The following is a 26,049-nucleotide window of genomic DNA, read 5'->3' as shown; positions in this document are numbered from 1 at the left end:
AGTAGTCAGGTCTCAAAGGATATCCCGGTCAGCCCTCGAAAATGATGAGGTGCTGATCGGGATTTTCGCTACCGTTGATCTAACCAACCGGGTGCTTAGTCAAGGAGAGTGGGTTCGGTCGACGGGTAGCCGACCAGGCCGATTTGCTGCACATGTGCTATGTCGTCGTTTCGGTGTAGTCCGACTCCGAAGATCTGCCTGTTTGGTTGAATAACACTCCACGAAGGTAGTCCGACTACACCGAGGGGACGGCGATCGGCCTATAGCTCTCCGGAAACAACGCATACTGGGTTTAGGACTCCTTCGGTGCGGAAAACACGAATCTGAGACGCGCTTTGCATTACTTAACCTTTAACTGCGCAGCGCTTCCAGCGGGGAGCCCAAGGAAAGCAAGACGGTAAAGACGATCACTACGGCCACGAGAATGATTACTGCGGCCAGTAGCGGCTTACGAACTATGAAAGCCAGGAGCTGATCGAGAAGACCGTTAGGCTGTTCGGCGGGGTCTTGGAACCGCCAGCGGCCGTCGAGAAGCCCGGCCTTTTCGGTGTTCTTTTCGAAGGGCACGGTGGCGAATGGGACGATAGTTGACAGCAGCCCAAGGACGCCTCGGACTGCTGGCCAGCGATTATTCATCCAGATCAACAGGGTGGTGGCACCAAAACCCAAAAAGGTGAAGCCGTGAATTGGCCCGGCGATGCGGACGCCGACGGGGGTGACCCCGGAATATTTCAAGGCAATGCCGAGAAGCAGCAGAGCCCAGGTCACCATCTCAGCGAAGGCCAGCGAAGAATACAGTTTGCGTGGTGTCATGGCTAATAACGATATCTAACTGCCGGCGAGTACGGCCTATCGCACAGGTAGCCAGCGGGTTATGGAAACATAGTGTACGACGATAACTCCATCGACGAAGAACAAGGCGAGTAATGGCAAAGATTGAGCAGATCCTTGACCTCGAGCGAATCGATAAGGACATTTTCAGAGGCCGAGCCATTGAGTCGGCACTTACGCGCACGTTTGGTGGCCAGGTAGCGGGCCAGGCGTTGGTCGCCGCTGTCAACACGGTCAGTGATGAGTTCCTGGTCCATTCACTCCACGGCTATTTCATCGCGCCAGGACAGTCTAGCGATCCTGCCATTTACATCGTAGATCGTGTGCGTGACGGTGGAAGTTTTTGTTCCCGTCAGGTCAAGGCTGTTCAGGAAGGTCGCACCATCTTCATCATGCAAGCCAGCTTTCATCGCCGCGGGCAAGTGGGACTCGAACACATGGACCGGATGCGCGACGTCCCCCGGCCGGAAGATATTCACATGGACACTACCACCATGCGCCGCACCACGCTGGCGCTGCTGGACGAATGGAACGAATGGGATATTCGGTATGTTCCAGAGGACCAATTCGAACATAATCCAGACACTCCAAGCCAGCAGGTGGTGTGGTTCAAGAGCAAAAACCGCCTGCCTGACGACGACATGTTCCACATCTGCACTTTGGCTTATATGTCTGACATGACCTTGTTGCAGTCGGCACTCGTTCCCCATCCTGGAATCGAAGTGCAGGAAGCATCTTTGGACCACGCCATGTGGTTCTTGCGACCATTTCGCGCGGACGAATGGCTGCTCTATGATCAAGTTTCGCCTTCCGCCTCAGATGGCCGCGCACTGACCCATGGACGGATTTTCGATGCATCCGGGAACCTTGTCGCGGTGGTAACACAGGAAGGTTTGACTCGGTCCTTGCCTCCAGGGCAGCAACCCATCCCGTTGAACACACTGAAGGAAAAGTAATGATTATTGGCGTTCTTGCAGTACAGGGCGGAGTAGCAGAGCACCAACGCACTTTGGATGCGTTGGGAATCGAGCACCGCGCGGTGCGTCGAATCGAGCATTTGGAAGGCATCGACGGCATCATTTTGCCCGGTGGTGAATCCACTACGATGTCCAAATTGCTGACAATCGGGGGACTCTATGAGCCACTTCGTGCCGCGCTTGCCGACGGCTTACCGGCCTACGGCACCTGCGCTGGCATGATCTTGCTCTCAAGCAAAGTCTTGGATACCCGTCCTGATGCCGTGAGTTTTGGAGCGTTGGACGCGACGGTGCGTCGTAACGCTTTTGGCCGACAGGTGGATTCTTTTGAAGCCGACTTGGCTTTCGAGGGGATTGAGGAGTCTGTTCACGCCGTATTTATCCGGGCTCCGTGGATCGAGGAAGTAGGTCCAGGGGTAAAGGTTTTGGCTCGTGTGCCCGATGGGCCCAATGCGAATGCGATCGTGGCTGTTACCCAGGGAAATATCTTGGCTACGTCTTTCCATCCAGAGGTCACGGGAGATACCCGTGTGCATGAGTACTTCTTGCAGATGGTGCGGGACGCAAAGAAGGCTAAATAAAATCCCGCGAAGCGGGAGCGTATAATTGCAAGCCGATACGCTCCCGGGAGTTCTTCATGCGTTGCGCAGGTCGGGTTTCCGGAGCTTGAGGAATACATGAACTGTCGGGCGTCGCAATATGGGCGTACGGCGCGACGAAAGGTAAGTGTCACATGGCAGGCCACTCCAAATGGGCTACTACTAAGCACAAGAAAGCAGCCAACGATGCCAAGCGAGGTAAAGAATTTGCCAAGCTTATTAAGAACATCGAGGTTGCAGCACGCACCGGTGGTGGCGATCCAACCGCAAACCCAACGTTGGATGACATGATCAAGAAGGCCAAGAAGGCCTCGGTTCCTAATGACAACATCGAGCGCGCCCGCAAGCGCGGTTCGGGCGAAGAAGCCGGTGGCGCTGACTGGGAAACGATCATGTACGAAGGTTATGGCCCCAATGGTGTCGCCATCCTGGTCGAATGTCTGACCGACAACCGTAATCGCGCGGCCACCGAAGTACGTACCGCCTTTAACAAAAACAACGGCAACCTGGCCGAGTCCGGCTCCGTGGCCTACATGTTCACCCGCAAGGGTGTGGTGTTCGTACCGAAGGGCGAGCTCAGCGAAGACGATGTCCTCATGGCTGTGCTCGATGCAGGGGCTGAAGAAGTCAATGACGCCAACGATCGCTTCGAGGTTGTTTCCGAGGCCGCCGACATGACCGCGGTGAAAGAGGCCCTGACTGCTGAAGGCATCGACATCGACGATTTCGACTCTGACTTCCGCGCCTCCGTGCTCGTACCGCTGGACGCAAACGGTGCCCGCCAAATCATCCGGCTTGTCGACGCACTCGAAGATTCCGACGACGTCCAAAACGTCTACACCAACATGGAGCTTTCCGACGAAGTTTTGGCTGAACTCGACGCTAGCTAGCAAGTCGCCTTCTGGCCCGGTTGGCATTTTGCCGACCGGGTTTGGGGTTTGGCTTTTGTTGGGTCAAATTTCGCGTCTAATTACTACTACGATGCCGATTGCCTTTGAGGTTGCACATATTTACAGGCGCAATTTCAAAGGCAGTTAGCAAAGGTAGCTCGTTGGGTGATACTCGTGCCGCATTCGATTCGGCGCCTACACAATTTGGAGATCGTTTTAGGGCCTTGGCACTAGAAAACGCCCCGCACCTTCCAGAGCCTCAAACTCTGCTTTGTCATTGGCAAACGGCTCGCCGTCCGCAGTGATCGGTTGCCCTCGCTTTTCCAGCGAGATGTGCGCTGCCTGCGCGAAGGACACGTTGGGCAGATCTTTGATGCCTCGGACGTATCCACGAGCGAGATCGCGAAATGCCTGCAGCCTAGGCGCTGGCCGCACCATCGTGATGTCCAGCAAGCCATCGTGGTGGTTTGCGTCGGGGCACATCCGCATTCCTTGACCGTAATATGGTGTGTTTCCAATCCTGATCTGCGCAAATTCGCCCTCAATTACGCGTTCAAGGTCAAGGACGATCTTGGCCCGGTGTCCGCGGAAATGAGGCAGTGAATTAGCTGCAGCTAAGGGGTAGCGCAATGACTCTAGCCGTGGGTTTAGTTGGCGGGCCTTTTGGGCAGCATGTGCATCGGTGCCGATAGCAGCGATCGTGGAGGACCACATGGAAGTGCCCTTACCGTCGTGGACCTTGCCCAAGTCGGTAGTGGTGTAAAAACCTCGCATGATAACGTCGGCGGCGCGCTCAGGGTGTTCTGGAATATTGAGAGATCGAGCTAGGTCACTTCCGGTATCGGCAGGGATCAAGCCCAATGGCTTGAGGGAGTTGGCTTGGGTTTCCAGGGCAACAGTTGGCCAATCCATCGCCACCACATAGAACGAGGGCATCGATGTCCGGATGTGCAATCATCTCAGCTGCCAGCTGCTTCGAACTTTCGACATCTTTACCTTGGATACTTAGGACGTCGATCCCGGCGTCGTTAAAGCGCTGGCGTGCGATCGCAGCCCGATGGACGGCGCCGTGCGAGCCGACGGCGGTAGGGTTGGTGAGAAGCGCGATGCGCTGAATATCGACCAGTCCCATGTCGTAGATGCGTCCCAAGGATTTCACCCCAATCAGTTCGGCATTAGTTTACAGTTTTGGTTACTTCATTCGACTCTATGGCAGTCTCATTGGTGGAGAATCGTAATGGTGCTTCGCGAAGGCGAGCGACTCGAAAAGTTGTGCTAAATTAGCCCTGGATCATGTTTTAATTCAATGCCTAGCTTTGTCTTGCCAAAGGGAAAGCAGGGCAGACGTGGTGAAAGTTGAGAGCGTTAGTGGCTGGTGCTGGACTACGAGTGATGGGTATTGACCCTGGTCTTACTAGGTGTGGCCTCTCGGTGGTGCAAACTGGCACCGGTCGGGCGATTTACCCAATCGCCGTTGGCGTCGTGCGCACCCCGGCGACAGCTGAACTTACGGAGCGGCTTCTGCGGCTGAGCACCGCAGTTCGGGAGTGGCTCGATGACTACCAACCGGACGTCGTTGCAATCGAGCGGATTTTTGAGCGTGGCAACGTCTCTACGGTCATGCATACCGCTCATGCAGTGGGAGTCCTGGTTCTCGCGGCAGCTGAGCGGGGGATTAGCGTGCATATGTACACTCCTAGTGAAGTGAAGAAGGCAATTTCCGGCAACGGTAGAGCCGATAAGAAACAGATGACGGTGATGATTACCAGGATTCTGGGTCTTTCCGAGCCTCCCAAGCCAGCGGACGCCGCTGACGCGCTCGCCTTGGCGGTATGTCATTGCTGGCGGGCACCAATGCTGGAGCGTCAGCGTGTCTCCGCAACGGAACTCGCTCAACATGCGCGATCACAGCAACGGAAACTGGGCCAAGCTAAAGCAAGCTTTAATGAACAGCGTCGTTCTCGCACCGCCCACACACCGGTGATTAGCCATTCGATTACCAAGCCATCAAGGAGCAAATAAGTGATTGCATCGCTGAACGGAGAAGTCGTAGCTATTGAGCTATCCGGCGCCGTGATCGAGTGCGGCGGGGTGGGCTATTTCTTCGCCGCCACCCCGCGGACATTGGGCACTTTGAAGCGTGGGGAGCAGGCACGAATTCTCACCACCATGGTTGTGCGTGAAGATGCAATGTTGCTCTACGGGTTTTCAGATGCCACCTCTCGTGAACTATTCAGTGTCTTGCAGAGCGTTTCTGGGCTGGGTCCCAAGCTAGCGATGGCTGCGTTGGCGATGCTCACCCCTGAGGAACTAGCCAATGCTATTACGCATTCGGATGCCAAGGCGCTGCAGCGGATCCCGGGCGTCGGCAAGCGGATGGCAGATCGTATGGTCGTCGAACTAAAGGACAAGGTCACAGCGTTTGCTACGGCTACGCCGACCCCAACTGCTGAACGACCAGCCGGGAGTGGGGATATCGATAACGAGCAGGTGGTTGCTGCGCTGGTCGGGCTTGGATTCAACGAAAAGGCAGCCGTAGATGCGCTGAATGCAGTGCTTGACGACGCGCCGGTGGCCAATACCTCGCAGGCGCTCAGAGCCGCATTGGCTTATCTAGGAAAGAAGTAACCTGCTATGTCAGATGTAGAAAAAACTGTATTCGACATTCCTGGAGGGCTGCCACCACGCGCGACGGATGCGGGTTCGGTGCGCGATCCAGACTCAGCTATTCAGGCGCACGCGTTGGCAGGCGAACAAGACGTTGAAACCAGTCTGCGTCCGAAAAGCCTCGATGAATTTATCGGGCAACCGAAGGTTCGAAGCCAGTTGGACCTGGTGCTTACCGGTGCCCGCAAGCGCGGGGTAGTGCCCGACCATGTGCTGCTTTCCGGGCCCCCCGGGTTGGGTAAGACCACTATGGCAATGATCGTCGCGCAGGAAATGGGGGCTAGCCTGCGGATGACCTCCGGACCAGCTCTGGAACGAGCGGGAGATTTGGCGGCGATGTTGTCCAATCTCATTGAAGGCGACGTGCTGTTTATCGATGAGATCCACCGCATCGCTCGGCCTGCCGAAGAAATGCTCTACATGGCGATGGAGGACTTTCGAATTGACGTGATCGTGGGTAAGGGGCCAGGGGCGACCTCGATCCCACTAGAAATTGCGCCTTTTACCTTGGTCGGGGCTACTACGCGCTCTGGAATGCTCACCGGACCATTACGGGATCGCTTCGGATTCGTGGCGCAGATGGAGTTCTACAATGATGAAGATTTGACCGAGGTCGTGCTACGGGCCGCCCGTATCTTAGGCGTTACGATCGACGGCGATGCAGCCTACGAGATCGCCTCTCGTTCTCGTGGCACCCCGCGAATTGCGAACCGACTCCTGCGTCGAGTGCGCGACTTCGCCGAGGTTCACGCGGATGGCCACATCGATCTAGGTGCCGCCAAAGCCGCGCTCATCGTTTTTGATGTAGACGATTTGGGACTTGACCGGCTTGATCGAATGGTCCTCAATGCACTGATCAAAGGGCATGGGGGCGGACCGGTCGGGCTGACAACCTTGGCCGTCGCAGTCGGCGAGGAGCCTGCGACGGTGGAAGAAGTGTGTGAGCCATTCTTGGTGCGCGCCGGCCTGATTGCTCGCACAGGGCGTGGGCGAGTGGCGACGTCCGCCGCTTGGAACCACTTGGGGCTCCAGGCGCCACCGGAGGCCCCAGGGGCTTACACCGAAATACACCAGTTAGAGTTCTAGCAAGAGATTTTCCATCGAAACCATTGTGGGAGTTGAGCTATACATGAACCAATCCGTGCTATTGCTGGTGATGCTGATTATATTGGCGATCCCAGTAGTGCTTAATTCGCTTCGGAGCAGCAAACAAATCAAGGAAATCAACGCCATTCAAGCTAGCCTTGCTGTCGGAGATCAAGTGGTCACCGCGTCCGGATTACACGGAAAGGTAGTGACCTTGACTGAGGAAGTTGTCGGACTGGAAGTCGCTCCTGGAGTTGCCACTACGTGGGAACGACGCGCAATTATTAAGAAAACGTCCTGACACTAATCCGCACCGTAACCGTGGCCGGGTGTGCATAGTGAAGTAGCATGAAAATTTGGCAACTTTCCCGAACAGCTTTTCCGACCATGTTCACCGATCATGTTCGCTGATCGTGCGGGAAGCGGCGCAGCAACACTTACCAATGTGAACACACAAGGAGAAAACCGACGTGTCAGCAAGTTCCGGAAGTATTTCCAGCCGGAGGTCGTGGCCGAAGCAGGCCATTGGGCTTTTCATCCTAGTGCTCCTCACGGTGTACGGGTTAATTTTCTTAACGGGTGACCACAGCATCAAGCCTAAACTGGGTATTGACCTGCAAGGAGGCACTCGCGTGACCCTTGTGCCTCAAGGAGCTGAGCCCACCAAGGAGCAGCTTGCTCAAGCGCGAATGATCCTGGAAAACCGCGTCAATGGCATGGGGGTCACGGGCGCAAGCGTGGTCACTGACGGCAACACCTTGGTGATTACCGTGCCTGGTGAAGACACGTCTCAAGCCCGGGCCCTGGGACAGACATCGCAGCTGCTGTTTCGTCCCGTAGCACAGCCAGGTAATCCGGAACCAAAGGCAGTCCTCGACACGACGCTCGATATGGCTAATCGTTGGATCGCCAAAGGCGTGATCACCCCTGAACAGGCCAAGGCGAGCCTGACCACTACCGTCGAGGCCCTGAACAGCGGGACTGAGGAAGGGGCCGAAAAATTCACTGCAGGCGAGATCACCGCGACCCCTCCGGCAGAACCAGCCAACTCGGTAGAAGCCACACAGCGGCGCCAAGAAGTTACCGCAATGCTTCGCGACGACCGTCAAAGTGATGACCCCGCGAAACAATACGCCGCGGCAGGCCTGCTGCAGTGCACCGATGAACTCGATCCCATCGCCGGAACTGACGACCCTGCCAAACCATTGGTGACCTGTGACGGCCAGGGAGGCAAGTATGTGCTAGAGCCTGCCCCGCTACTCGTCGGGCAGACTGATCCGGTGACCGGCAAACGTTTAACGGGTAACGAGATTGACTCTAATCGCCAAATTGCTGGTGGCCTGAATTCTCAAACCGGCCAGATGGAAATCAACTTCTCCTTCAAATCCGAAGGCGGTGAGCAGGGCGCGTCTACGTGGGCCAAGGTCACCCAGGAATACTTGCAGCGTCAGATAGCGATTACCCTGGACTCCCAGATCATCTCGGCCCCAGTTATTCAAAGCGCTACTCCTGCAGGCTCTGCCACCTCGATTACAGGTGACTTCACACAGCAAGAGGCCCAGGATTTGGCAAATAACCTTAAGTACGGTGCGTTGCCATTGAGCTTCGCCGGTGAGAACGGCGAGCGCGGCGGCACTGCCACCACAATCCCGGCTTCCCTAGGCTCGGCATCTTTGAAAGCCGGCTTGATCGCCGGGTTGGTAGGTCTGATCGCAGTGGCGCTCTATGCCTTGGCGTACTACCGCGTATTCGGCCTGTTAGCGATGTTTACTTTGGTGGCTTCCGGCGCACTGGTTTATGGCACATTGGTGTTGCTAGGCCGATGGATTGGCTATTCGCTAGACTTGGCGGGCGTCGCAGGTTTGATCATCGGTATTGGTACTACTGCAGACTCCTTTGTCGTGTTCTACGAACGCATCAAGGACGAGATCCGCGACGGCCGCACCTTCCGATCTTCAGTGCCACGTGCGTGGGATAGCGCGAAGCGTACCGTGGTGACGGGTAACATGGTGTCGCTCATCGCAGCCGTGGTGCTTTACATCCTGGCGGTGGGGGAGGTCAAGGGCTTCGCCTTCACGCTCGGCCTAACCACTGTTTATGACTTGCTTATTACCTTCCTCCTCACTGGTCCGTTGGTTATCCTCGCCTCTCGAAATCCTTGGTTCGCCCGCCCGGGTGTCAATGGTTTAGCGTCGGTGATGAAGGTGGCTGATCGTCGACGTGCCGACGGCGAGCTCGACCATGATGAACATAAACCGGCTGAGCAAGCAAAGACAAGCGTCAACACCCACGCTGAGAATGAGGAGGCCTAACATGGCACAGTCAACAATGAATCGCCTCTACACTGGCGAGGGTGGAATCGACTTCATCGGTCGCACCAAGCTTTGGTACTCCATCACGATCGCTTTGCTTGTAGGCTCGATTTTGGTTATCGCGTTACGTGGGTTCACCATGGGCATCGACTTTGAGGGCGGAACCAAGATGAACATGCCAGCAGCGAACCTTACTACTGAGCAAGTCGAGGAAGCTTTTACCGAGGCAACTAATGTTAGCCCTCAGTTAGTTCAAATCGTCGGTGCCGGTGACACACGCACGTTGGAAATCCACACCCCGCGTTTGAGCGACGAACAAATCGCCACCGCACGTAACGCTCTCTACGAGAAGTTCACGCCAGCTGATGCCACCGGCAAACCCACGCCGGACGCTATCGGCGACTCGACAGTCTCCGAGTCCTGGGGCTCGACGATTACCAACCGAATGATTATTTCGATGCTGGTCTTCTTTGGCTTGGTCTTCATCTACATCATGTTCCGCTTCGAGCGGGACATGGCTGTGGCAGCTATCGCGGCTCTCGTCGTCGACATCGTCGTCATCTCCGGCACGTATTCGCTCGTCGGTTTCGAAGTGACCCCAGCGACTATCATCGGCCTTCTCACGGTCCTCTCGTTCTCCCTTTACGACACCGTCGTTGTCTTCGACAAAGTAAAGGAAAATACCGCTGGGTATGAGGCGTCAACTCGCAGAACCTATGCCGAACAGGCGAACTTGGCGGTTAACCAAACAGTGATGCGTTCGATCTCCACGACCGTGATTTCGGCACTGCCGATCCTGGCACTGATGGTGGTCGCGGTGTGGATGATGGGCGTCGGCACGCTGAAAGACTTGGCGTTGGTCCAGCTCATCGGCATCATCGAAGGTGCGTTCTCCTCCGTCTTGTTGGCGACACCGCTGTTGGTGACATTTAAGCGTCGCCAGAAGAAGGTACGTGCGCACGACGCTGCGGTGGCCGCAGCACGCGCCGGAACGCCTGATGCAACTGTTGCAGTGGCGCCTATCGACGGCGTGTCGCCGGCAAAGCGCGTGGTAACTACCCCGGTCGTTCCCGCGAAACCGGTGGACACGTCTGGAGGTCTGGACAAGACCGGCAATGGTCGAACCTGGCGCCCGAATCAGGGTTCCTAGTTCGATTTCGGATTGATACCCGGCTGCGATCGTGCAGCCGGGTTTCGTTGTTCTCTAAGCTGTTCGCTTCTAACACGTGGAGGCGCATTTTCTCCCCGATGGCTGAAAAACCTATACTCGATACGTGTGCCTTGATCCAGTTAGTCTTAACTGGCCGGGCGCGTAGCTTGTACCCATTTCTTGTTAAAGGACGCGATGTTTTCAACTGTCAAGGGTTCACTCACCAACAAGGCCGCAAAAATAGCTGTGGCGCTGGTGGCAGTTGTCACGTTGAGCAGCTGTGGTGGAGGGAAATTAAGTCAACCACCGATAGACCACTTTGGGTATGCCGTTGGCACTCCGCTGCTTACTACCAATGCGGCGACGACATTGGGGGCGTCGACAAATGCGGATATCATCGGCGGTCGGATGTTTCCTGCGGTGTTTGTCAAGGGCCCGTCTGGGCAGTTCATCCCGAATCGCGATATTGCAACTGCCCAGGTAATTCCAGCTCCGCAACAGCGGGTGGAGTACACCATTAACAGCACTGCTAGCTATTCAGATGGGGTCCCAGTGACCTGTACTGATTTCCTTCTTGCTTATAAAGCGGGAAGCCTGCGCGGGCTGTTTAATTCGCTCGTTCCGTTAATGGAGCAGGTCGATCGCTTAGAATGTGCGCCGGGGGAAAAGAAATTCTCGGTGGTGTTCAAGACAGATGTTGGTTCGAGGTGGCGTAGCTTGTTTGGGCCCGGAACTGTGGTTCCCTCACATGCAATCGCGCACCGAGTGGGGATGAGTGAGGAGCAGCTGGTAGCCGCATTGCAGTCTGAGAACTCCGGGGCTCTTATGCCGGTCGCTAAAGTATGGCGGGAAGGATTCGACCTCAAACACTTCGACCCTGAACTGCAAGTTTCTGCAGGGCCGTACAAGATTGCATCAGTCGCGGATAATGGCGCGTTACAGTTGGTGCGCAATGAGTCTTTCAACGGTGACGTTGCCTCCATTGAAAAGGTCATGATGTGGCCACGGTCCGCCAACTTGGCTGAGGTTAACCAGGCTAATTCGGTGGAAGTAGCGGATCTCATCGGGGTCGGCGAAGTCAGCTGGGTCAACCGAGATGATCCGAACAACCGCTTCACGATTGAGCGCACCCCGGGGCACCTAACCGAGCAGTTGACGCTTGGGAATGCTGGTGTTTTCGCCAGTGCGCCTGCCCGCCAGGCGTTTGCCGCCTGTGTCGATCAGAATGCGGTGGCAGCTGCGTCGTCCAAGGCTGCTGGGGTGGAGGTGCCTCCGGTTTGGACGCACCTGACTTCTGTGGCGGATTCGATTAATCCACAGTTGGAGGGCGTGATCGCCAAGCATCGCCATACCGATCTGGCCGTTGCGGAGAGACTACGTGGCGTCACCATCCGAGTTGGGTACTTGGGGCCGGATGAGCGAAAAAAGGAAATGGTCGCCGCCATCGCGGCGTCGTGCGCCCCCGCTGGTATCACCGTGGTGGATGCCAGTGTGGAGAACCAATCGTTTGAAGACATTCACCGCATTCAGCAAACCCCGTCGGGTGTGGAAGTTGAGGTGCCAGGAACGATCGACGCGCTGTTACATGCGGCGGATCCAAACGTTGGCTTCGGTCATATCAACGGCGACATCGGGGACGTCGAGAAGCTGCGCGCTGAGGAACAGCGACTGTGGGACGAGTCGGATGTGATCCCATTGGCTTCGCAACCGCGCACCCTGATCTACGATAAAAATGTTGCAAATATTGTTGTCAATACCGCTCAATCTGGCATCGGCTGGAACATGGAGCGATGGCAGGAAGGCAAAAAGCCATGAGCGAACCCACCTACAACTCGGCTTCGGAAGCGTTGCGCGCGCTGGTACGTCTCGTGCCGGACTTCCCAGCACCCGGCGTGCTATTTGAAGACCTAACTCCAGTTTTGGCTGATCCCGCAGGTTTCCGGATCTTGGTTGATGATCTCGCCGCTGCGTCGGAAAGTCTGGGGGCAGAGATGATCGGTGGTTTGGACGCTCGTGGATTCTTGCTGGGATCTGCAGTCTCGTACAAACTGGGCCAGGGCATCTTGGCAATTCGCAAGAAAGGGAAGTTGCCACCACCAGTTCATACCCGCGCGTACGCCCTGGAATATGGGTCGGCGGCGCTGGAAATCCCAGCGAGCGGAATCGATGTCTCTGGCAAGCGGATCGTGTTGGTGGATGATGTGTTGGCCACCGGAGGTACCTTGCGAGCCGCGGCCGAGCTTTTGCGTGAGTGCGGAGCCATCGTAGCCGGTTATGTGGTCGTGCTCGAGGTCCCGGGGCTCGGTGGCCGGGAAAAGCTCGGCGATGCGCCCATAATCGTGCTCAATGAAGATAACTAAGTTGCAGGATTCAAGTAGCATCGTAGCAATCACCTAGGTGAACACGATGTGAACAACTAACGAGGGAACTCATGGCAGATCGCAAGCAGCAGAAGCAGCAAGTTAACATGCGTAGCGTTTCTGCACGGCTGGCTCGCAGCCTCACCGGCGGTGGCAAACCAAAAGTCGACCCGGTTTTGAGCCCGTTGCTCTCGATTCACCGCCAGTTCCACCCCAAAGCCGACGGCGCCGTGTTGCAGCGTGCCTACAACACGGCTGAGCGCCTGCATGAGGGCGTGTTTCGCAAGTCCGGCGATCCGTACATTACTCACCCGCTCGCTGTGGCGACCATCGCTGCGGAAATTGGTATGGACACCACTACTTTGGTGGCCGCGTTGCTGCACGACACCGTCGAAGACACGGACTATTCAGTTGAGCAGCTGTCTGAGGAATTTGGCACCGAGGTTGCTCGGCTTGTCGACGGCGTGACGAAGCTCGACAAGGTCGCGCTAGGAGCTGCGGCGGAGGCCGAGACGATCCGCAAGATGATTGTGGCGATGTCCCAAGACCCTAGGGTGTTGGTGATCAAGGTGGCCGACCGCCTACACAACATGCGTACTATGCGTTTCCTGCCGCCTGAAAAGCAAGCAAAGAAAGCGCGCCAAACTCTCGAAGTGATCGCTCCGCTGGCGCACCGATTGGGTATGGCTTCGGTGAAGTGGGAGCTTGAAGACCTCTCTTTTGCTATCTTGTACCCTAAGAAGTATGACGAGATCGTGCGCCTGGTGGCGGACCGTTCCCCATCGCGCGACCGCTACCTGCAGGAAATCATCCAAGCGGTATCCGCGACGCTGAAAGAAAACCACATTGAGGCCGAAGTGATGGGCCGGCCGAAGCACTACTGGTCGATCTATCAAAAGATGATCGTGCGCGGTCGTGACTTTGATGAGATTTTCGACCTCGTCGGCATCCGAATTCTGGTGGATAATATCCATAACTGCTACGCCGCCATTGGTGCTGTTCACGCGTTGTATAACGCCATGCCAGGTCGCTTCAAGGATTACATTTCGGCCCCAAGGTTCGGCGTGTATAAATCGCTGCACACCACCGTGATGGGGCCGGGTGGTAAACCGCTGGAAGTCCAAGTACGCACGCACGAGATGCACTACAACGCAGAGTACGGCATCGCCGCGCACTGGCGTTATAAGGAAACCAAGGGCTCGCATTCCGGTGATCAGCAGGAAGTGGATCAAATTGCGTGGATGCGGCAGTTGCTGGACTGGCAAAAAGAGGCCGCAGATCCGAACGAATTCCTTGACTCGTTGCGCTATGACCTTTCCGCGAAGCAGATTTTCGCGTTTACCCCCAAGGGTGACGTTATCAATTTGCCGGTGAATTCGACGCCGGTGGACTTTGCCTATGCCGTGCATACCGAGGTCGGCCACCGCTGCATCGGTGCGAAGGTCAACGGCAAGTTGGTCGCGTTGGAATCCCAGCTGAAGAACGGCGACCGCGTGGAGATCTTTACTTCCAAGGACCTTAACGCCGGCCCGAGCCAAGATTGGCAAAAGTTCGTGGTATCGCCCCGGGCCAAGGCCAAAATTCGCCAGTGGTTTGCCAAGGAACGTAGAGAAGAGTCCCTGGAGGTGGGGCGCGACGCGTTGGCTGCGGAAATCCAGCGCGGAGGCTTGCCAAAACACCGCTTGTTGAACGCACATTCCATGAAGGAACTTGCAGCGCTGCTCAATTATGCGGATGTTGATGCCCTGTATACGGCGATTGGCGAGGGGCAGATTTCTGCGAAGCACGTCGTCGAACAGCTCACGTCTCTGTTTGGTTCCGAGGACGATGCCCAAGACGCACTTGTCGCGCGTGCTCCATTTTCCGAAATCGTGCAAGCCAAGAGTGCCGCTCGGAGCCAGGCCAGTGAAGGCAGCGGGATTTTGGTGCAGGGCAGCCCCGATGTCATGGCGAAACTGGCCAAGTGTTGCATGCCGGTGCCTGGTGATGAAATTTTCGGTTTCGTTACTCGCGGTGGAGGCGTCTCAGTGCACAGGGCGGATTGCACCAACGCCACCAAGTTGCGCGAGGAGCCGCAGCGCCTAATCGACGTCGCGTGGGGAGTCGAAGGCAGCTCGGTATTCTCGGCAAATCTCCAGCTGGAGGCGTTGGATCGACAAGGTCTGTTGCTGGAAATCACTCGGGTTATCAATGAGGAGCGTTTGACGACGACCGCCTTGAATATTCATACTGCGGACGACCGAGTTGCGATTGCGAAGTTTACCTTTGAGGTATCTGATACTAAGCAGCTGGGAGCTTTGATGACGCGTTTGCGAAATATTGAAGGTGTGTTCGACGTGTATCGGCTGACCTCAGGTGGTTAACCAGGAATGAACTTTTTGTAGCGCTTGGGGAAAATCCCCAAGCGAAGTGTCAAAGAGGAAAAAGTTGCAGGGCGCACAGCGACCGATTGAGATACAACAATTTGGTAACTATTAGCTTTCCTGAGCAAGGAGCCCTTGTGTCTTGACGCATTTTCCAGCGGTTGACCCGCACTTCAACTGCTGCCGCCGCAGCTCTCGCTGTTGGCGTGGCGATGACTCCCGCCGCACACGCACAGTCCGCACCGGTGGAGTTCAACATCGCTGGTATCACTGATTTCCACGGTCACATCTCTAAGCAAGCTGCTAAAGACGGAAAAGTACTAGAGCCTGGTGCCGCGATGCTGGCTTGTATGCTGCCAAAGGCTGCCGATGGCAAGCCTCAGCTTTTCGTTTCTTCGGGTGACAACATCGGTGGATCCGCGTTCAACTCGGCACTGCTCAAGGACGAGCCAACATTGCGAGCCCTCAACGCTATGGGCTTGGTTGCTTCCGCGGTAGGCAACCATGAGTTCGATGCTGGCTACGCAGATCTCGCTGGTCGTGTAACCGACATCGCAGAGTTCCCATACCTTGGCGCAAACGTCTATGGCGAGAGCCCAGATCTCCCTGCTTACTCCATCCAGGAAGTCAATGACGTAAAGGTCGCTTTCGTCGGTACCGTAACCGAAACCACGAAGGACAAGGTTTCTCCTGCCGGGATCGTGGGCATCGACTTTGGTGAGCCAAACGCTGCCACCAACGAAGCTGCGAAAAAGCTCAAGGAATCCGGCGAGGCTGACGTGGTAGTTGCACTGATCCACGAGGGCTTCCGTACCCCAGAGATGTTCAATGAATTCGTGGACATCGCCATGGCTGGCGACTCTCACTTGATTGACAACCAGGTGATCACTCGTAAGGACGGCTCCAAGTTCGCGCTGGTACAGGCCGGTCACTACGGCAAGGGCCTAGCCGACCTGGATATCACTTTTGATCCGACTTCCAAGAAGATCACCAACATCGCTTCCAAGGTCTACAGCACCGACGAAATCGCAGCAGCCTGTGCTGCGACACCGGATGCTCAGGTCGCAGCTCTCGTAGCAGATGCCGAGAGCAAGGCAGCCGAAGAAGGCAACAAGGAAGTAGCGCAACTGACCAGCGACTTCTACCGCGGATCGAATAACGGTACCGTCAAGGAAGCTGGCAGCAACCGCGGTGTCGAATCGACGATTTCCAACATGATCGCCGAAGCCGCGAAGCAGGGTATCGCCAACACCACGAGCGTCAAACCTGACCTGGGTGTAATGAACCCAGGTGGTGTTCGTGCTGACCTGCTTAAGGGTGCAGTCACTTACGCAGAGGCCTTTGCCGCCCAGCCTTTCGGCAACGAGATTTCCTACACCACCCTCACCGGTGCCGACATTGTCCAGGTCTTGGAGCAGCAGTGGAGGCCAGATAATGCTGAACGCCCAATGTTGGCACTAGGCTGGTCCGATAACTTAACCTACACCTACGATCCGGACGCCCCACAGGGCAAGCGCGTCACCAGCGTGCTTATCGACGGCAAGCCAATCGACCTCACCAAGAACTACATCGTTGCGGGTTCGACCTTCCTGCTCCAGGGCGGCGATGGCTTCAGCGCACTCGGCAACGAAAAAACCGTCTTGCCAAACACCGGACAGATGGATGTCCAGGTACTCATCGATTACCTCGAAGCCAACAAGGACCTTGCGCCACGTGCTAGCCAGAACGGCGTCGGTGTGCACCTTGAAAGCACCCCAACTGCTGGCAAGCCTTTGAAGATCGACCTTTCTTCCCTGATTTACACCGTGGGTGATCCAGCAAAGACTGTGACGGTCAAGCTGGGCGATGTGGAAGAAACCGCAAACATCGACCCGGCTTACGAGGCAGGTTTGCCTGGAGCTGGCAAGGCCACTGTCGAGCTGACGGTTCCTCAGGACATCGAAAGCCCAGCTACGCTGGTCATCACCACCGATGCTGGCACCAAGGTTGAGCTTCCTATCGAAATCGAAGCGGCAGTGAAGAAGCCTGCTGGCTCGACCTCAGGCAGCACTACGGGCAGCACCGGTTCTTCGACCTCCTCTGCGGGATCTTCTTTGGGCGGTGGCATTCTGGCTCTGTTCGGCCTCACCGCAGTAATCGTTGGTATGTTCCATCACCTCAACCCGGCGTTGATCGCTAACTTCATGAACCACGCTGCCTGCGCCAGTTCGCGATGCCTTGAAGCCGTTAATTCGCTTCTAATGCTGGACTGGGTGTATTAACCACCTTTTGAATGGTTGGGCTTGGAGAAAACCAAACCTAACTGCGCAGCTGTGCGCATGAATTGCACCCCACCAGGGGAGAAGCTGTAGGACACCTCCTGCAAGCGCTCCCAGGGTGGGGTGTTTTTTGTTGACCTATCTACGGGAGCTCCACTCGCGTGTTGAGGACAGTGGTGAGCCAGCCGATTATCGCTGGTGCCCCGTGCTCTCAGAGCGGCGTGGCTGTCATGCCTAAGGGTGATTTTCCGCGCCTACGAATTTTCGGGTCAAGTATAGAAAAGTGTGTCTCTGCTGCGTGTTTTCCGCAGTGTTGTGGGTCTGAAGCTAGTATTTACGGTTGTCTGGGAGCCGTAGCCCGCTCGATGTCGTCCCTTCGGTGTAGTCGGACTACCGCTGTGGGTTTTTATTCATTAAAAATCGCTGTTCTACGTAGTCGGACTACGCCGAAGGGACGACATAGCACTTGTGCAGCACACCCGCACGGCCGGCGACACGCCGACCGGACACACTCTTTTTTACTTAACCCGAGCTTTCGCTCTTGGGACATTAGATACACAAAACCCGCCTCCAGCTCGTGAGCTTTGGGGCGGGTGGAAACTAAGGCTTCTTCTTGCACTTAGTTGTGTGCGACTGCGCGAGGCAGTTTAGCGAGGCATGAAAGCCTTTGCAAAGCGATCAAAGTTGTTGGAGATCGAAACCAGAGCGGTGAACACGGAAGCAATACCGGTCAGGATGCCGACGATGACCTTGATCTTGCCTGCTGCGTCGAGCTCTTTGCCGTCCTTGTCCTTGAAGATGTCAGAGTCAGAAGAACCGGAAGCGGAGGAGCCGTTTTCCTTGGTAGGAGTAGTGGTCGTGGTATCTGCAGGAGCAGGAGCAGGCTGAGAGGTGGTGGTTGCAGGCGTGGAAGCGACCGAGGTGGTGGTCTGAGCCATTGCAGGTGCGGTCAGCGTTGCGGTGGAGATAGCAGCTGCTGCGATCGTCGCGGTCAGGGCCTTGCGGGAGATGAGCTTCATATTAAGAAATCCTTTGTGTAGAAGAAGCGGTAAACCTTCCAACAGCGTAATGCCCAGTAGGGTGTTGTGCAACAGTTTTGGGTTGGGGTGTTCAGGTGTTGTTCATGTTTGGTGCGACGATTGCCCCTTAGTTTTGTGGCGCAATGTATGTCCGAAAAGTAGGAGTTGCCTGCAGTTTCATTGGCGTCTGGCACGCATACGTCGCCTGTGGGGTCGAAGCCTTTGGTCGAGTAAATTTATCGTTTTGTAATTTTCAGCTTGTTACTGTTGTTACAAGAGTTAACCAAAGAAAAGAGGGACGAAGAAGATTCGTCCCTCATTTTTGTGCAGTCCTGCTATTTCTTAGCCTAATTTGGCCGAATTGATCTTAACTTCGGTGGCAGGCGCACCATCGCCGCCACCGTTCTTGGTGCCGGCTGCGGCGACCTTGTCCAAGGTGGCTAATCCAGCATCCGAGATCTTGCCGAAGTAGGTGTAGTTAGCCGCCAGTGGGGAGTCCTGGTAGTTCAGGAAGAACTGAGACCCGTTTGTGTCTGCACCGGCGTTTGCCATGGCGATAGAGCCACGTGGGTAGACGACCTGGGAGGTGCCTCCCATTTCATCGGTGGGGTACTCGTTCTTGAATTGGAACCCGGGGCCACCAGAACCTGTGCCGGATGGATCGCCACATTGCAGAACGTAGATTCCCTGCGTCGTTATGCGGTGGCAGACCGTGTTGTCGTAGTAGCCGTTGTACGCCAGGTGCTCGATGGCATTGACGGTGCAAGGGGAGGCCGAACGATCGAGCGTGAGGTCGATTGGGCCAGCAGTGGTGTCAAGGGAGACTTTCACTTCGCCGGTCGTCGAAACGCCTTCGGTCTTCGTTGGTTTCGTGACTGCTTTTGCTGCGGTACCTGCGTCTTGGTATTCACAAGAAACGGTCTCTGGCAGGGCAGTTGTGCGCTTCATAGCCAGGGGTTTGACTTCTGGAGCCTTCGTAGAGCTGGCCTCGGTTGATTGTGCCTGAGGCGCATCTGGTTCGTTGGTGCGGGTGGCCGCAAACCAGATTCCGCCCACCAGGGCGAGGATGACTACCGCTGCCATCGCTACCACGCCGAGAGGCTTGGCTTTCTCTGCCCGGTCCCGGCTCTTCAGCTCACGGTCGAGCGCCCGCATCGCCTCTTGGCGACGTTCCTTGTTTGAAGACATCACGGTCCTTCATTCGTTGACGTACATTTCGTTGGCATCCGCGCACGTTGCGCTTGATACATAGTAATTGATATCCAGCGCTAAAGATTACTTGCTCGGTACTCGCCGGACTTCCGCAAGGTAGCAAAACTGCTTAGACTGGGCACCATGGAATTGATGGGTTTTGCCTCCGGACCGTACCAAACTAACTGTTATGTGCTCGCCGACAACGGCGCCTGCGTGGTCATCGACCCGGGCATGAACACCGTGCATCCGCTGCTGACGATGTTTGAGGACAAACAATTGCGTCTGGAGTCCATCGTGCTCACCCACGGACACATCGACCACACGCGCGACGCCGGCGAACTCGCCCAGCGGTTTGGCGTCAACGTCTACATCCACCCAGCCGACGAATTCATGCTCAGCGACGGCAAGGGAGTAAGCCTGCAGACCCAAGAGCTTTTCGACGCCAAGAACATGACCGCCATCCCGAACCCACAACACTTGAACCATGGCGAAACAGTGACCCTGCTGGGGGTAGAGTTCGAAATCCGGCACGCCCCCGGGCATTCTCCAGGTTGTGTGCTGCTGGTAGCGCCTACGCTGCAGCTGTGCTTCTCGGGTGACGTATTGTTTAAGGGATCGATCGGCCGAACGGATCTGGCCGACTCAAATCACGACGACATGCTGGAATCGCTGCGCAGCCAAGTTCTCACTCTTCCGGACGAGCTGGCTGTGCTACCAGGTCACGGCCCCGACACCACCATCCGGGCGGAGCGGATGACTAACCCGTTCCTGCAGTCATTGCGGTAGGGGACAGCGGGTCGTCGACAAGCCAGCGGGAACGACCGGGTATATTTTCTTAACTGTGACTACCTCTCGAAAGTTTCAGCCGTTCCAGGCGCCCAAAGGCGTACCTGACTATGTGCCACCAGTGTCTCCAGAGTTCCTAGCTGTGCGCGATGGCTTTGCGCATCAGGCCCACCTGGCGGGCTACGAGCATATCGAGCTGCCGATCTTCGAGGAAACCGGCTTGTTTGCCCGAGGAGTCGGGGAGTCTACCGACGTGGTGAGCAAAGAGATGTACACCTTCGCCGATCGTGGAGACCGCAGCGTCACCTTGCGTCCAGAGGGCACCGCTGGCGTTATGCGTGCGGTGATCGAACACGGGCTGGATCGTGGTCAGCTGCCGGTAAAGCTCACCTACGCTGGTCCGTTCTTCCGTTACGAACGACCTCAGGCAGGGCGCTATCGCCAGCTCCAGCAAGTTGGTGTCGAAGCCATCGGCATCGATGATCCAGCCTTGGACGCCGAGGTGATCGCCCTAGCTGACCGGTGCTTTAGCAGCATTGGACTCACCGGCTACCGGCTGGAGCTCACCAGCCTTGGCGACGACACCTGCCGCCCCGCCTACCGTGAAAAGCTGCAGGAGTTCCTCTTCAAGCTGCCGTTGGACGAGGAAACGCGCCGTCGCGCAGATATCAACCCGCTGCGCGTTCTCGATGACAAGCGCCCAGAAATGAAAGAGCTCCTCGTTGATGCTCCCCTGATGCTCGATCATCTCTCCGACGCCGCTCGCGCCCACTTTGACACCGTGCTCGCGCACCTCGACGACATGGGCGTTGCCTACGAGATCAACCCTCGCATGGTGCGTGGCCTGGACTACTACAACAAGACCACCTTTGAGTTTGTTCACGACGGGCTCGGTGCCCAGTCCGGCATCGGTGGCGGCGGCCGCTACGACGGCCTCATGGCGCAACTCGGTGGCCAAGAGCTCTCTGGAGTCGGGTTCGGGCTCGGCGTTGACCGCGCCTTGTTGGCTCTGCAAGCCGAACAGAAGCAGGCTGCCAGTGGCGCGCGCGTCTCAGTGTACGGCGTGGCGATGGGAGCTGCGGCGAAACGACGCATGGTGACGATCATCAACGAACTTCGCCAAGCTGGGATCTCCGCCGACATGGCCTACGGCGAACGAGGTCTGAAGGGCGCAATGAAGGGCGCTGACCGCGCTGGGGCGCGTTTCGCATTGGTTCTCGGCGACCGGGAATTGGAAGCTAATTCGATCGCTTGCAAGGATCTCTCCGCGCATGAGCAGCGAGACGTAGCACTTGATGAGGTCGTCGCTGAGCTGCGGCGGGCACTAGATTAGTAGCTCTACCTGAAGTGAACGAAGGCCGGGTGCCATCCTGAATCTTTAGGATGGCACCGGGTTAAGTAAAGAAAAGTGTGTCCGGTCGGGGTGTCGCCGGTCGTGCGGGTGTGCTGCACAAGTGCTATGTCGTCGCTTCGGCGTAGTCCGACTACGTAGAGCAGCGTTTTTTAATGAATAAAAGCCCACAGCGGTAGTCCGACTACACCGAAGTGACGACATCGAGCGGGCTACGGCCCCCAATAAACAATAACAACCGATTTTAGGGCCGCTACGCTGCGGAAACCACGCATCAGAGACACACTTTTCTCTACTTAACCCATGGCACCCGGCCTCAATTATTGGTTGAGCTGCTAGCAGAACGTGTGGTTCATCGGTAGTCCGATGTTTACAGCGAGGCCACCAGTAGAGGTCTCTTTGTACTTGTCCAGCATGTCCCGGCCGGTGGCCGCCATGGTGCGCACACAGTCATCCAACGAGACGTGGTGAATACCTGTGCCTAGTCGAGCCAAGCGGGCCGAGTTGATCGCTTGCACTGCGGCGATGGCGTTGCGCTCGATACATGGGATCTGCACCAGGCCCGCTACCGGGTCGCACGTGAGGCCCAGGTTGTGTTCCAGCGCGATCTCCGCAGCATTGGCAACCTGCTCCGGAGTGCCACCCAAAACCTCACATAGGCCGGCAGCTGCCATCGAGGCGGCGGAGCCAACCTCGCCCTGGCAACCGACCTCAGCGCCGGAAATAGAGGCGTTTTCCTTGATGATGACACCAACAGCAGCTGCTGCCAGCAGGAATTTACGCGCCTGGGCATCGTCGAAGCCTTCGACGAAATCACGGCAATAATGCAGCACAGCCGGAATGATTCCGGCCGCACCATTGGTGGGAGCGGTGACAACTCGTCCACCAGCTGCGTTTTCCTCGTTGACTGCCAGTGCATAGAGGTTGACCCACTCCATGGCGCGAAGGGCATCGCCTTCCTGGAGCGACTTGTGATCCATGAGATGCTGGTAAATGTGCGGGGCGCGTCGCGCGACATTCAGGCCACCTGGCAGAATCCCGGTGGTCTTAATGCCGTTTTCCGCACATTCCTTCATCGTGTGCCACACGTTATCTAGATGCTCGTTGATCTTGGCTTCGTCGTGCAGCGCAATCTCGTTGGCGAGCATGATTTCCGAGACTGACTTGTCGTACTTGTGGCACAGTGAGATGAGTCGGGCACCGGTGGTGAAGTAGTAGGGGACGTCGTCGCCACGCTTGGTGGTGGCTGCGCCCGAGCCCAGTCCACCATCCTTTTCTTGCTCCGCGAGTTCCTCGGCGGACAGAATAAAGCCGCCACCTACCGAGAAGAACTGCACCTCATTGGCGGGTTCGCCGGGTGTCGTGTCGCGGAAAATCATGCCGTTGGGGTGCTGAGGCAGGGCTTTCGAATCGAAGATGATCTCTAGCTCGATACCGTTTTCCAGGGTGGAATGGGTAGGAATGTCTGCGCCAGGCGCAGGCTCGGCCTGCGGATCAACGTTGTGGGGCTCGTAGCCGAGCAACCCTAGGACCACGGCGCGGTCGGTGCCGTGGCCTTTACCGGTTGCTGCGAGCGAACCACGCAGTTCTACGTGCAGCTTCTTGGTCGGATGTTCCAAGATGTAGCGTCGTGCAGCCCGCATAGGGCCGACGGTGTGCGAGGAGGAGGGGCCAATGCCAATACTAAACAGGTCAATCGCGCTAATCGTCATAGCCAAATTCTAACGAAAAGCGCGATTGCCGGTGGCTTGCGTCGCTAGGCGACGCGCTATGCAGGACCTACCCCATATGTTGGGAGAGCAATGCTTCGAAACCGCCCGAGGAAGCTGTCGCTTTGCGATCCGCGAGTACTCCACCCAAGCCGCCTACAGACGTGCGTTCAGCAAGCACAGCCGGAGCGAATTCAGCAGCGGCACGCTGAATTCGACCCTGGAGTTCACGGCTATGCTCGCCACCGAAATCCTCCGTAGCAGCGAAGACAGCCGTCGGCATGACGTTGGCCTTTAGGTAGGAAAACAGTGGGCGCATCGCAAAATCCAACACCAGGGAATGGCGTGCCGTGCCGGCAGTGGCTGCCAGCAGCGTCGGCTTGCCGACGAGCGCCTCTCGATCCAACACGTCGAAGAACATCTTGAACAGGCCGGAGTAGCTGGCGGAGAACACCGGGGTTACGGCAACCAGGCCATCGGCCTCCACCACAGCATCCAACGCAGCGCTGAGGTTCGGCGACAAGGTGCCTCCGGTGACGAGTGCGGTGGCTAGATCAGTTGCGAGCAGTCGCAGTTCGACATGCGTGATCTCCACTGCTTCACCGCGGGCAGATACCGCCGCCCGAATGGTGTTGCCAAGCTGATCTGCCAGCGACTTAGTCGTCGATGGGTTCGATAATCCGGCAGAAACAATTACAACCTGACGCATTTAGCTCTCCTTGCCTGGCATTACTTGAAAGTGAGGGTGCTCTGGGTGTGACTTGAGGAAGGAGTGGGTCGGTGGATCAGATGGCACGTGCTCTGGGCGGCGTGCTTCCATCCGGCGACGCAGTTCTGGGACCACGTCCTTGCCCAGGATCTCGATCTGGTTCAAGACTACTTCGAGTGGCAGACCAGCGTGATCGATGAGGAAGAGTTGGCGCTGGTAATCGCCAACCCAGTCAGCGAACTGCATGGTGCGTTCGATGACCTGTTCGCGGGTGCCCACGGTCAGTGGGGTGAGCTCGGTGAATTCCTCCAAGCTTGGTCCATGGCCATAAACCGGTGCATTGTCGAAGTATGGACGGAAGAACTTCTTGGCTTCCGCCTCAGAGTCGCCAATGAACACCTGGCCACCCAGGCCAACGATGGCCTGATCTGGCTGCCCATGGCCGTACTTGGCAAAGCGGTTTCGGTAGATGTTGACCATCTTGGCCGTGTGCTCTTTATTCCAGAAGATGTTGTTGTGGAAGAAGCCGTCGCCGTAGAAACCAGCTTGTTCTGCGATTTCCACCGAGCGGATCGAGCCATGCCACACGAACGGTGCGACTCCATCGAGTGGAGCAGGGGTAGACGTGTAGCCCTGCAGTGGCGTGCGGTACTTGCCACTCCAGTTGACCACTTCCTCGCGCCACAAGCGACGCAGCAAGTGGTAGTTTTCCACGGCCAGTGGAATGCCATCGCGGATATCTTTGCCGAACCATGGGTAAACCGGGCCGGTGTTGCCGCGACCCATCATCAAGTCAACACGACCGCCGGAGAGGTGCTGCAAGAAAGCGAAGTCCTCGGCAATCTTTACTGGATCGTTCGTGGTGATCAGCGTGGTAGACGTCGAAAGGATGAGGTTTTCGGTCTTAGCCGCGATGTAGCCCAAGTGTGTGGTCGGGGAGGAAGGAACGAATGGTGGGTTGTGGTGCTCGCCGGTGGCAAAAACATCCAGCCCAACTTCCTCGGCCTTCAACGCAATAGCGGTCATCGCTTGGATGCGCTCGGCTTCGGTGGGGGTCTTTCCGGTGGTTGGATCGGTGGTGACGTCACCGATGGTGAAAACTCCGAATTGCATTGCTAAACCTTTCGCTAGTTGTTGATATGTCAACAATGATAGCGCTTAGTGGAAGTTTATGCAAGGGGATTAGCTCTTAAAGTTCTTAAGCCCGCACAAAAAGACGCCGACCAGCGTGTTTGTGAACTCATCGTCGAGATGGAATACCGACTTGTGGTGCGGGCGGGCAACTGAGAGAAGTCCGCGAATAAAGAACGCGCCAGTGACATGTTCGGAAACTTGGCCCGACTTTTGCGCAAGGGTAATGATCTCGTCGTTCGCGGACAATACTGCGTCGCGAAGCCGGACCATGTCTGGGTGGAAATTGGCTACCATTTCCGCGGTATAAGACGAGGCGAGAGGGGCTAGGCCCAGGTCGATAAGCCCGCGCGCGTAATGCTCCCAGGCGGCGGCTGGCTCGGTGGGCATGTTGGCTAGGGTTTCAGTCTGTAGAGCCGAAATTTGCCCGAAAAGCTCCTCGACAATGGTGGAGAGGAGCGAGGTGCGATCGGGGAAGTTGCGGTACAAAGTGGCTATGCCCACGCCGGCTCGCTTAGCCACGGCCTCCAAGCTGGCCATGTCCGGCATGGTGGTTAATAGTTCGCGGGCTGCAGAGATGATGCGTTGGCGACGGGCTAGAGCATCGGCGCGCATGCGGAACTCCTAGCGATTTTAGTTGGGATGTGCAGGGCTTTT

Annotated in this window: 24 protein-coding genes; 15 read left to right on the top strand and 9 right to left on the bottom strand. The window is 56.7% G+C overall.

The features are described 5' to 3' along the window. Positions 1–351: 351 nt before the first annotated feature. Complete coding sequence (locus tag CEPID_RS06870) at positions 352–813, bottom strand: DUF3817 domain-containing protein (RefSeq protein WP_047240342.1); 462 nt, start codon at positions 811–813, stop codon at positions 352–354. Positions 814–926: 113 nt separating this feature from the next. Here CEPID_RS06870 and CEPID_RS06865 point away from each other — a divergent pair, with 113 nt between their 5' ends. The 3 genes from CEPID_RS06865 to CEPID_RS06855 all read left to right on the top strand — a co-directional run bounded on the left by CEPID_RS06865 (position 927) and on the right by CEPID_RS06855 (position 3,297). Then, positions 927–1,787 (top strand): acyl-CoA thioesterase, encoded by an 861-nt coding sequence (locus CEPID_RS06865; RefSeq protein WP_047240341.1) that lies wholly within the window; start codon positions 927–929, stop codon positions 1,785–1,787. Beyond that, the gene (gene pdxT / locus CEPID_RS06860) at positions 1,787–2,389 is read left to right on the top strand and encodes a pyridoxal 5'-phosphate synthase glutaminase subunit PdxT (RefSeq protein WP_047240340.1); all 603 of its coding nucleotides are present in this window, start codon (positions 1,787–1,789) and stop codon (positions 2,387–2,389) included. The genes CEPID_RS06865 and pdxT overlap by 1 nt, the downstream gene beginning before the upstream one ends. Positions 2,390–2,541: 152 nt before the next feature. Continuing rightward, the gene (locus CEPID_RS06855) at positions 2,542–3,297 is read left to right on the top strand and encodes a YebC/PmpR family DNA-binding transcriptional regulator (protein WP_047240339.1); all 756 of its coding nucleotides are present in this window, start codon (positions 2,542–2,544) and stop codon (positions 3,295–3,297) included. 216 nt (positions 3,298–3,513) lie between these two features. Here CEPID_RS06855 and CEPID_RS06850 read toward each other — a convergent pair whose 3' ends face one another. Next, entirely contained in the window at positions 3,514–4,209 is a 696-nt protein-coding gene (locus CEPID_RS06850; protein ID WP_052843421.1) for a diacylglycerol/lipid kinase family protein, read from the bottom strand. Beyond that, positions 4,127–4,456 (bottom strand): diacylglycerol kinase family protein, encoded by a 330-nt coding sequence (locus CEPID_RS13130; RefSeq protein ID WP_144413474.1) that lies wholly within the window; start codon positions 4,454–4,456, stop codon positions 4,127–4,129. The genes CEPID_RS06850 and CEPID_RS13130 overlap by 83 nt, the downstream gene beginning before the upstream one ends. Before the next feature lie 209 nt (positions 4,457–4,665). Between CEPID_RS13130 and ruvC the strand changes: the two genes are divergently transcribed. From ruvC to CEPID_RS06800, 10 genes are all read left to right on the top strand, one after another. Then, positions 4,666–5,319 (top strand): crossover junction endodeoxyribonuclease RuvC, encoded by a 654-nt coding sequence (gene ruvC, locus CEPID_RS06845; RefSeq protein WP_144413473.1) that lies wholly within the window; start codon positions 4,666–4,668, stop codon positions 5,317–5,319. Further along, a complete protein-coding gene (gene ruvA / locus CEPID_RS06840) occupies positions 5,320–5,925 on the top strand; it encodes a Holliday junction branch migration protein RuvA (RefSeq protein WP_047240338.1) in 606 nt (201 codons plus the stop codon). It begins immediately after the preceding gene. A 6-nt stretch (positions 5,926–5,931) separates the two neighbouring features. Beyond that, positions 5,932–7,050, top strand: a complete 1,119-nt coding sequence (gene ruvB / locus CEPID_RS06835; RefSeq protein WP_047240337.1) for a Holliday junction branch migration DNA helicase RuvB — start codon at positions 5,932–5,934, stop codon at positions 7,048–7,050. A gap of 43 nt (positions 7,051–7,093) precedes the next feature. Continuing rightward, complete coding sequence (yajC, locus tag CEPID_RS06830) at positions 7,094–7,351, top strand: preprotein translocase subunit YajC (protein ID WP_052843418.1); 258 nt, start codon at positions 7,094–7,096, stop codon at positions 7,349–7,351. 169 nt (positions 7,352–7,520) lie between these two features. Then, a complete protein-coding gene (gene secD, locus CEPID_RS06825) occupies positions 7,521–9,362 on the top strand; it encodes a protein translocase subunit SecD (protein ID WP_047240336.1) in 1,842 nt (613 codons plus the stop codon). A gap of 1 nt (position 9,363) precedes the next feature. Beyond that, positions 9,364–10,512: a protein translocase subunit SecF gene (gene secF, locus CEPID_RS06820; RefSeq protein WP_236684220.1), complete on the top strand. Its 1,149-nt coding sequence runs from the start codon at positions 9,364–9,366 to the stop codon at positions 10,510–10,512. A gap of 195 nt (positions 10,513–10,707) precedes the next feature. Then, positions 10,708–12,327, top strand: coding sequence for an ABC transporter substrate-binding protein (locus CEPID_RS06815; protein ID WP_047240334.1), 1,620 nt, complete (start codon positions 10,708–10,710; stop codon positions 12,325–12,327). After that, entirely contained in the window at positions 12,324–12,872 is a 549-nt protein-coding gene (locus CEPID_RS06810) for an adenine phosphoribosyltransferase (RefSeq protein ID WP_047240333.1), read from the top strand. Before CEPID_RS06815 ends, CEPID_RS06810 begins: the two co-directional genes overlap by 4 nt. A 71-nt stretch (positions 12,873–12,943) precedes the next feature. Next, the gene (locus CEPID_RS06805; protein ID WP_047240332.1) at positions 12,944–15,235 is read left to right on the top strand and encodes a RelA/SpoT family protein; all 2,292 of its coding nucleotides are present in this window, start codon (positions 12,944–12,946) and stop codon (positions 15,233–15,235) included. Positions 15,236–15,396: 161 nt separating this feature from the next. Beyond that, positions 15,397–17,496, top strand: a complete 2,100-nt coding sequence (locus CEPID_RS06800; protein WP_052843416.1) for a bifunctional metallophosphatase/5'-nucleotidase — start codon at positions 15,397–15,399, stop codon at positions 17,494–17,496. A gap of 644 nt (positions 17,497–18,140) precedes the next feature. Here CEPID_RS06800 and CEPID_RS12475 read toward each other — a convergent pair. Together CEPID_RS12475 and CEPID_RS06790 are read right to left on the bottom strand one after the other, a co-directional pair. Further along, on the bottom strand, positions 18,141–18,512 hold the full coding sequence (locus CEPID_RS12475) for a hypothetical protein (protein WP_052843414.1): 372 nt from the start codon (positions 18,510–18,512) through the stop codon (positions 18,141–18,143). A 342-nt stretch (positions 18,513–18,854) separates the two neighbouring features. After that, positions 18,855–19,700: a peptidylprolyl isomerase gene (locus tag CEPID_RS06790; protein WP_047240331.1), complete on the bottom strand. Its 846-nt coding sequence runs from the start codon at positions 19,698–19,700 to the stop codon at positions 18,855–18,857. A gap of 147 nt (positions 19,701–19,847) precedes the next feature. Between CEPID_RS06790 and CEPID_RS06785 the strand changes: the two genes are divergently transcribed. Then, positions 19,848–20,492: an MBL fold metallo-hydrolase gene (locus CEPID_RS06785; RefSeq protein ID WP_047240330.1), complete on the top strand. Its 645-nt coding sequence runs from the start codon at positions 19,848–19,850 to the stop codon at positions 20,490–20,492. Between the two features lie 55 nt (positions 20,493–20,547). Next, on the top strand, positions 20,548–21,825 hold the full coding sequence (hisS, locus tag CEPID_RS06780; RefSeq protein WP_083984407.1) for a histidine--tRNA ligase: 1,278 nt from the start codon (positions 20,548–20,550) through the stop codon (positions 21,823–21,825). A 353-nt stretch (positions 21,826–22,178) separates the two neighbouring features. Here hisS and CEPID_RS06775 read toward each other — a convergent pair whose 3' ends face one another. From CEPID_RS06775 to CEPID_RS06760, 4 genes are all read right to left on the bottom strand, one after another. Next, the gene (locus tag CEPID_RS06775) at positions 22,179–23,555 is read right to left on the bottom strand and encodes an L-serine ammonia-lyase (protein ID WP_047240328.1); all 1,377 of its coding nucleotides are present in this window, start codon (positions 23,553–23,555) and stop codon (positions 22,179–22,181) included. Positions 23,556–23,622: 67 nt separating this feature from the next. Then, the gene (locus tag CEPID_RS06770) at positions 23,623–24,261 is read right to left on the bottom strand and encodes an FMN reductase (protein ID WP_047240327.1); all 639 of its coding nucleotides are present in this window, start codon (positions 24,259–24,261) and stop codon (positions 23,623–23,625) included. Beyond that, a complete protein-coding gene (locus CEPID_RS06765; RefSeq protein ID WP_047240326.1) occupies positions 24,262–25,374 on the bottom strand; it encodes an LLM class flavin-dependent oxidoreductase in 1,113 nt (370 codons plus the stop codon). Positions 25,375–25,443: 69 nt separating this feature from the next. Next, a complete protein-coding gene (locus CEPID_RS06760; RefSeq protein WP_047240325.1) occupies positions 25,444–26,007 on the bottom strand; it encodes a TetR/AcrR family transcriptional regulator in 564 nt (187 codons plus the stop codon). Positions 26,008–26,049: the final 42 nt, after the last annotated feature.

The sequence above is a fragment of the Corynebacterium epidermidicanis genome (genome assembly GCF_001021025.1).
GTDB classification, from domain to species: domain Bacteria; phylum Actinomycetota; class Actinomycetes; order Mycobacteriales; family Mycobacteriaceae; genus Corynebacterium; species Corynebacterium epidermidicanis.
The sequence above is the reverse complement of the archived record's forward strand: the minus strand, read 5'-3'. Positions and strand labels throughout refer to the sequence as shown.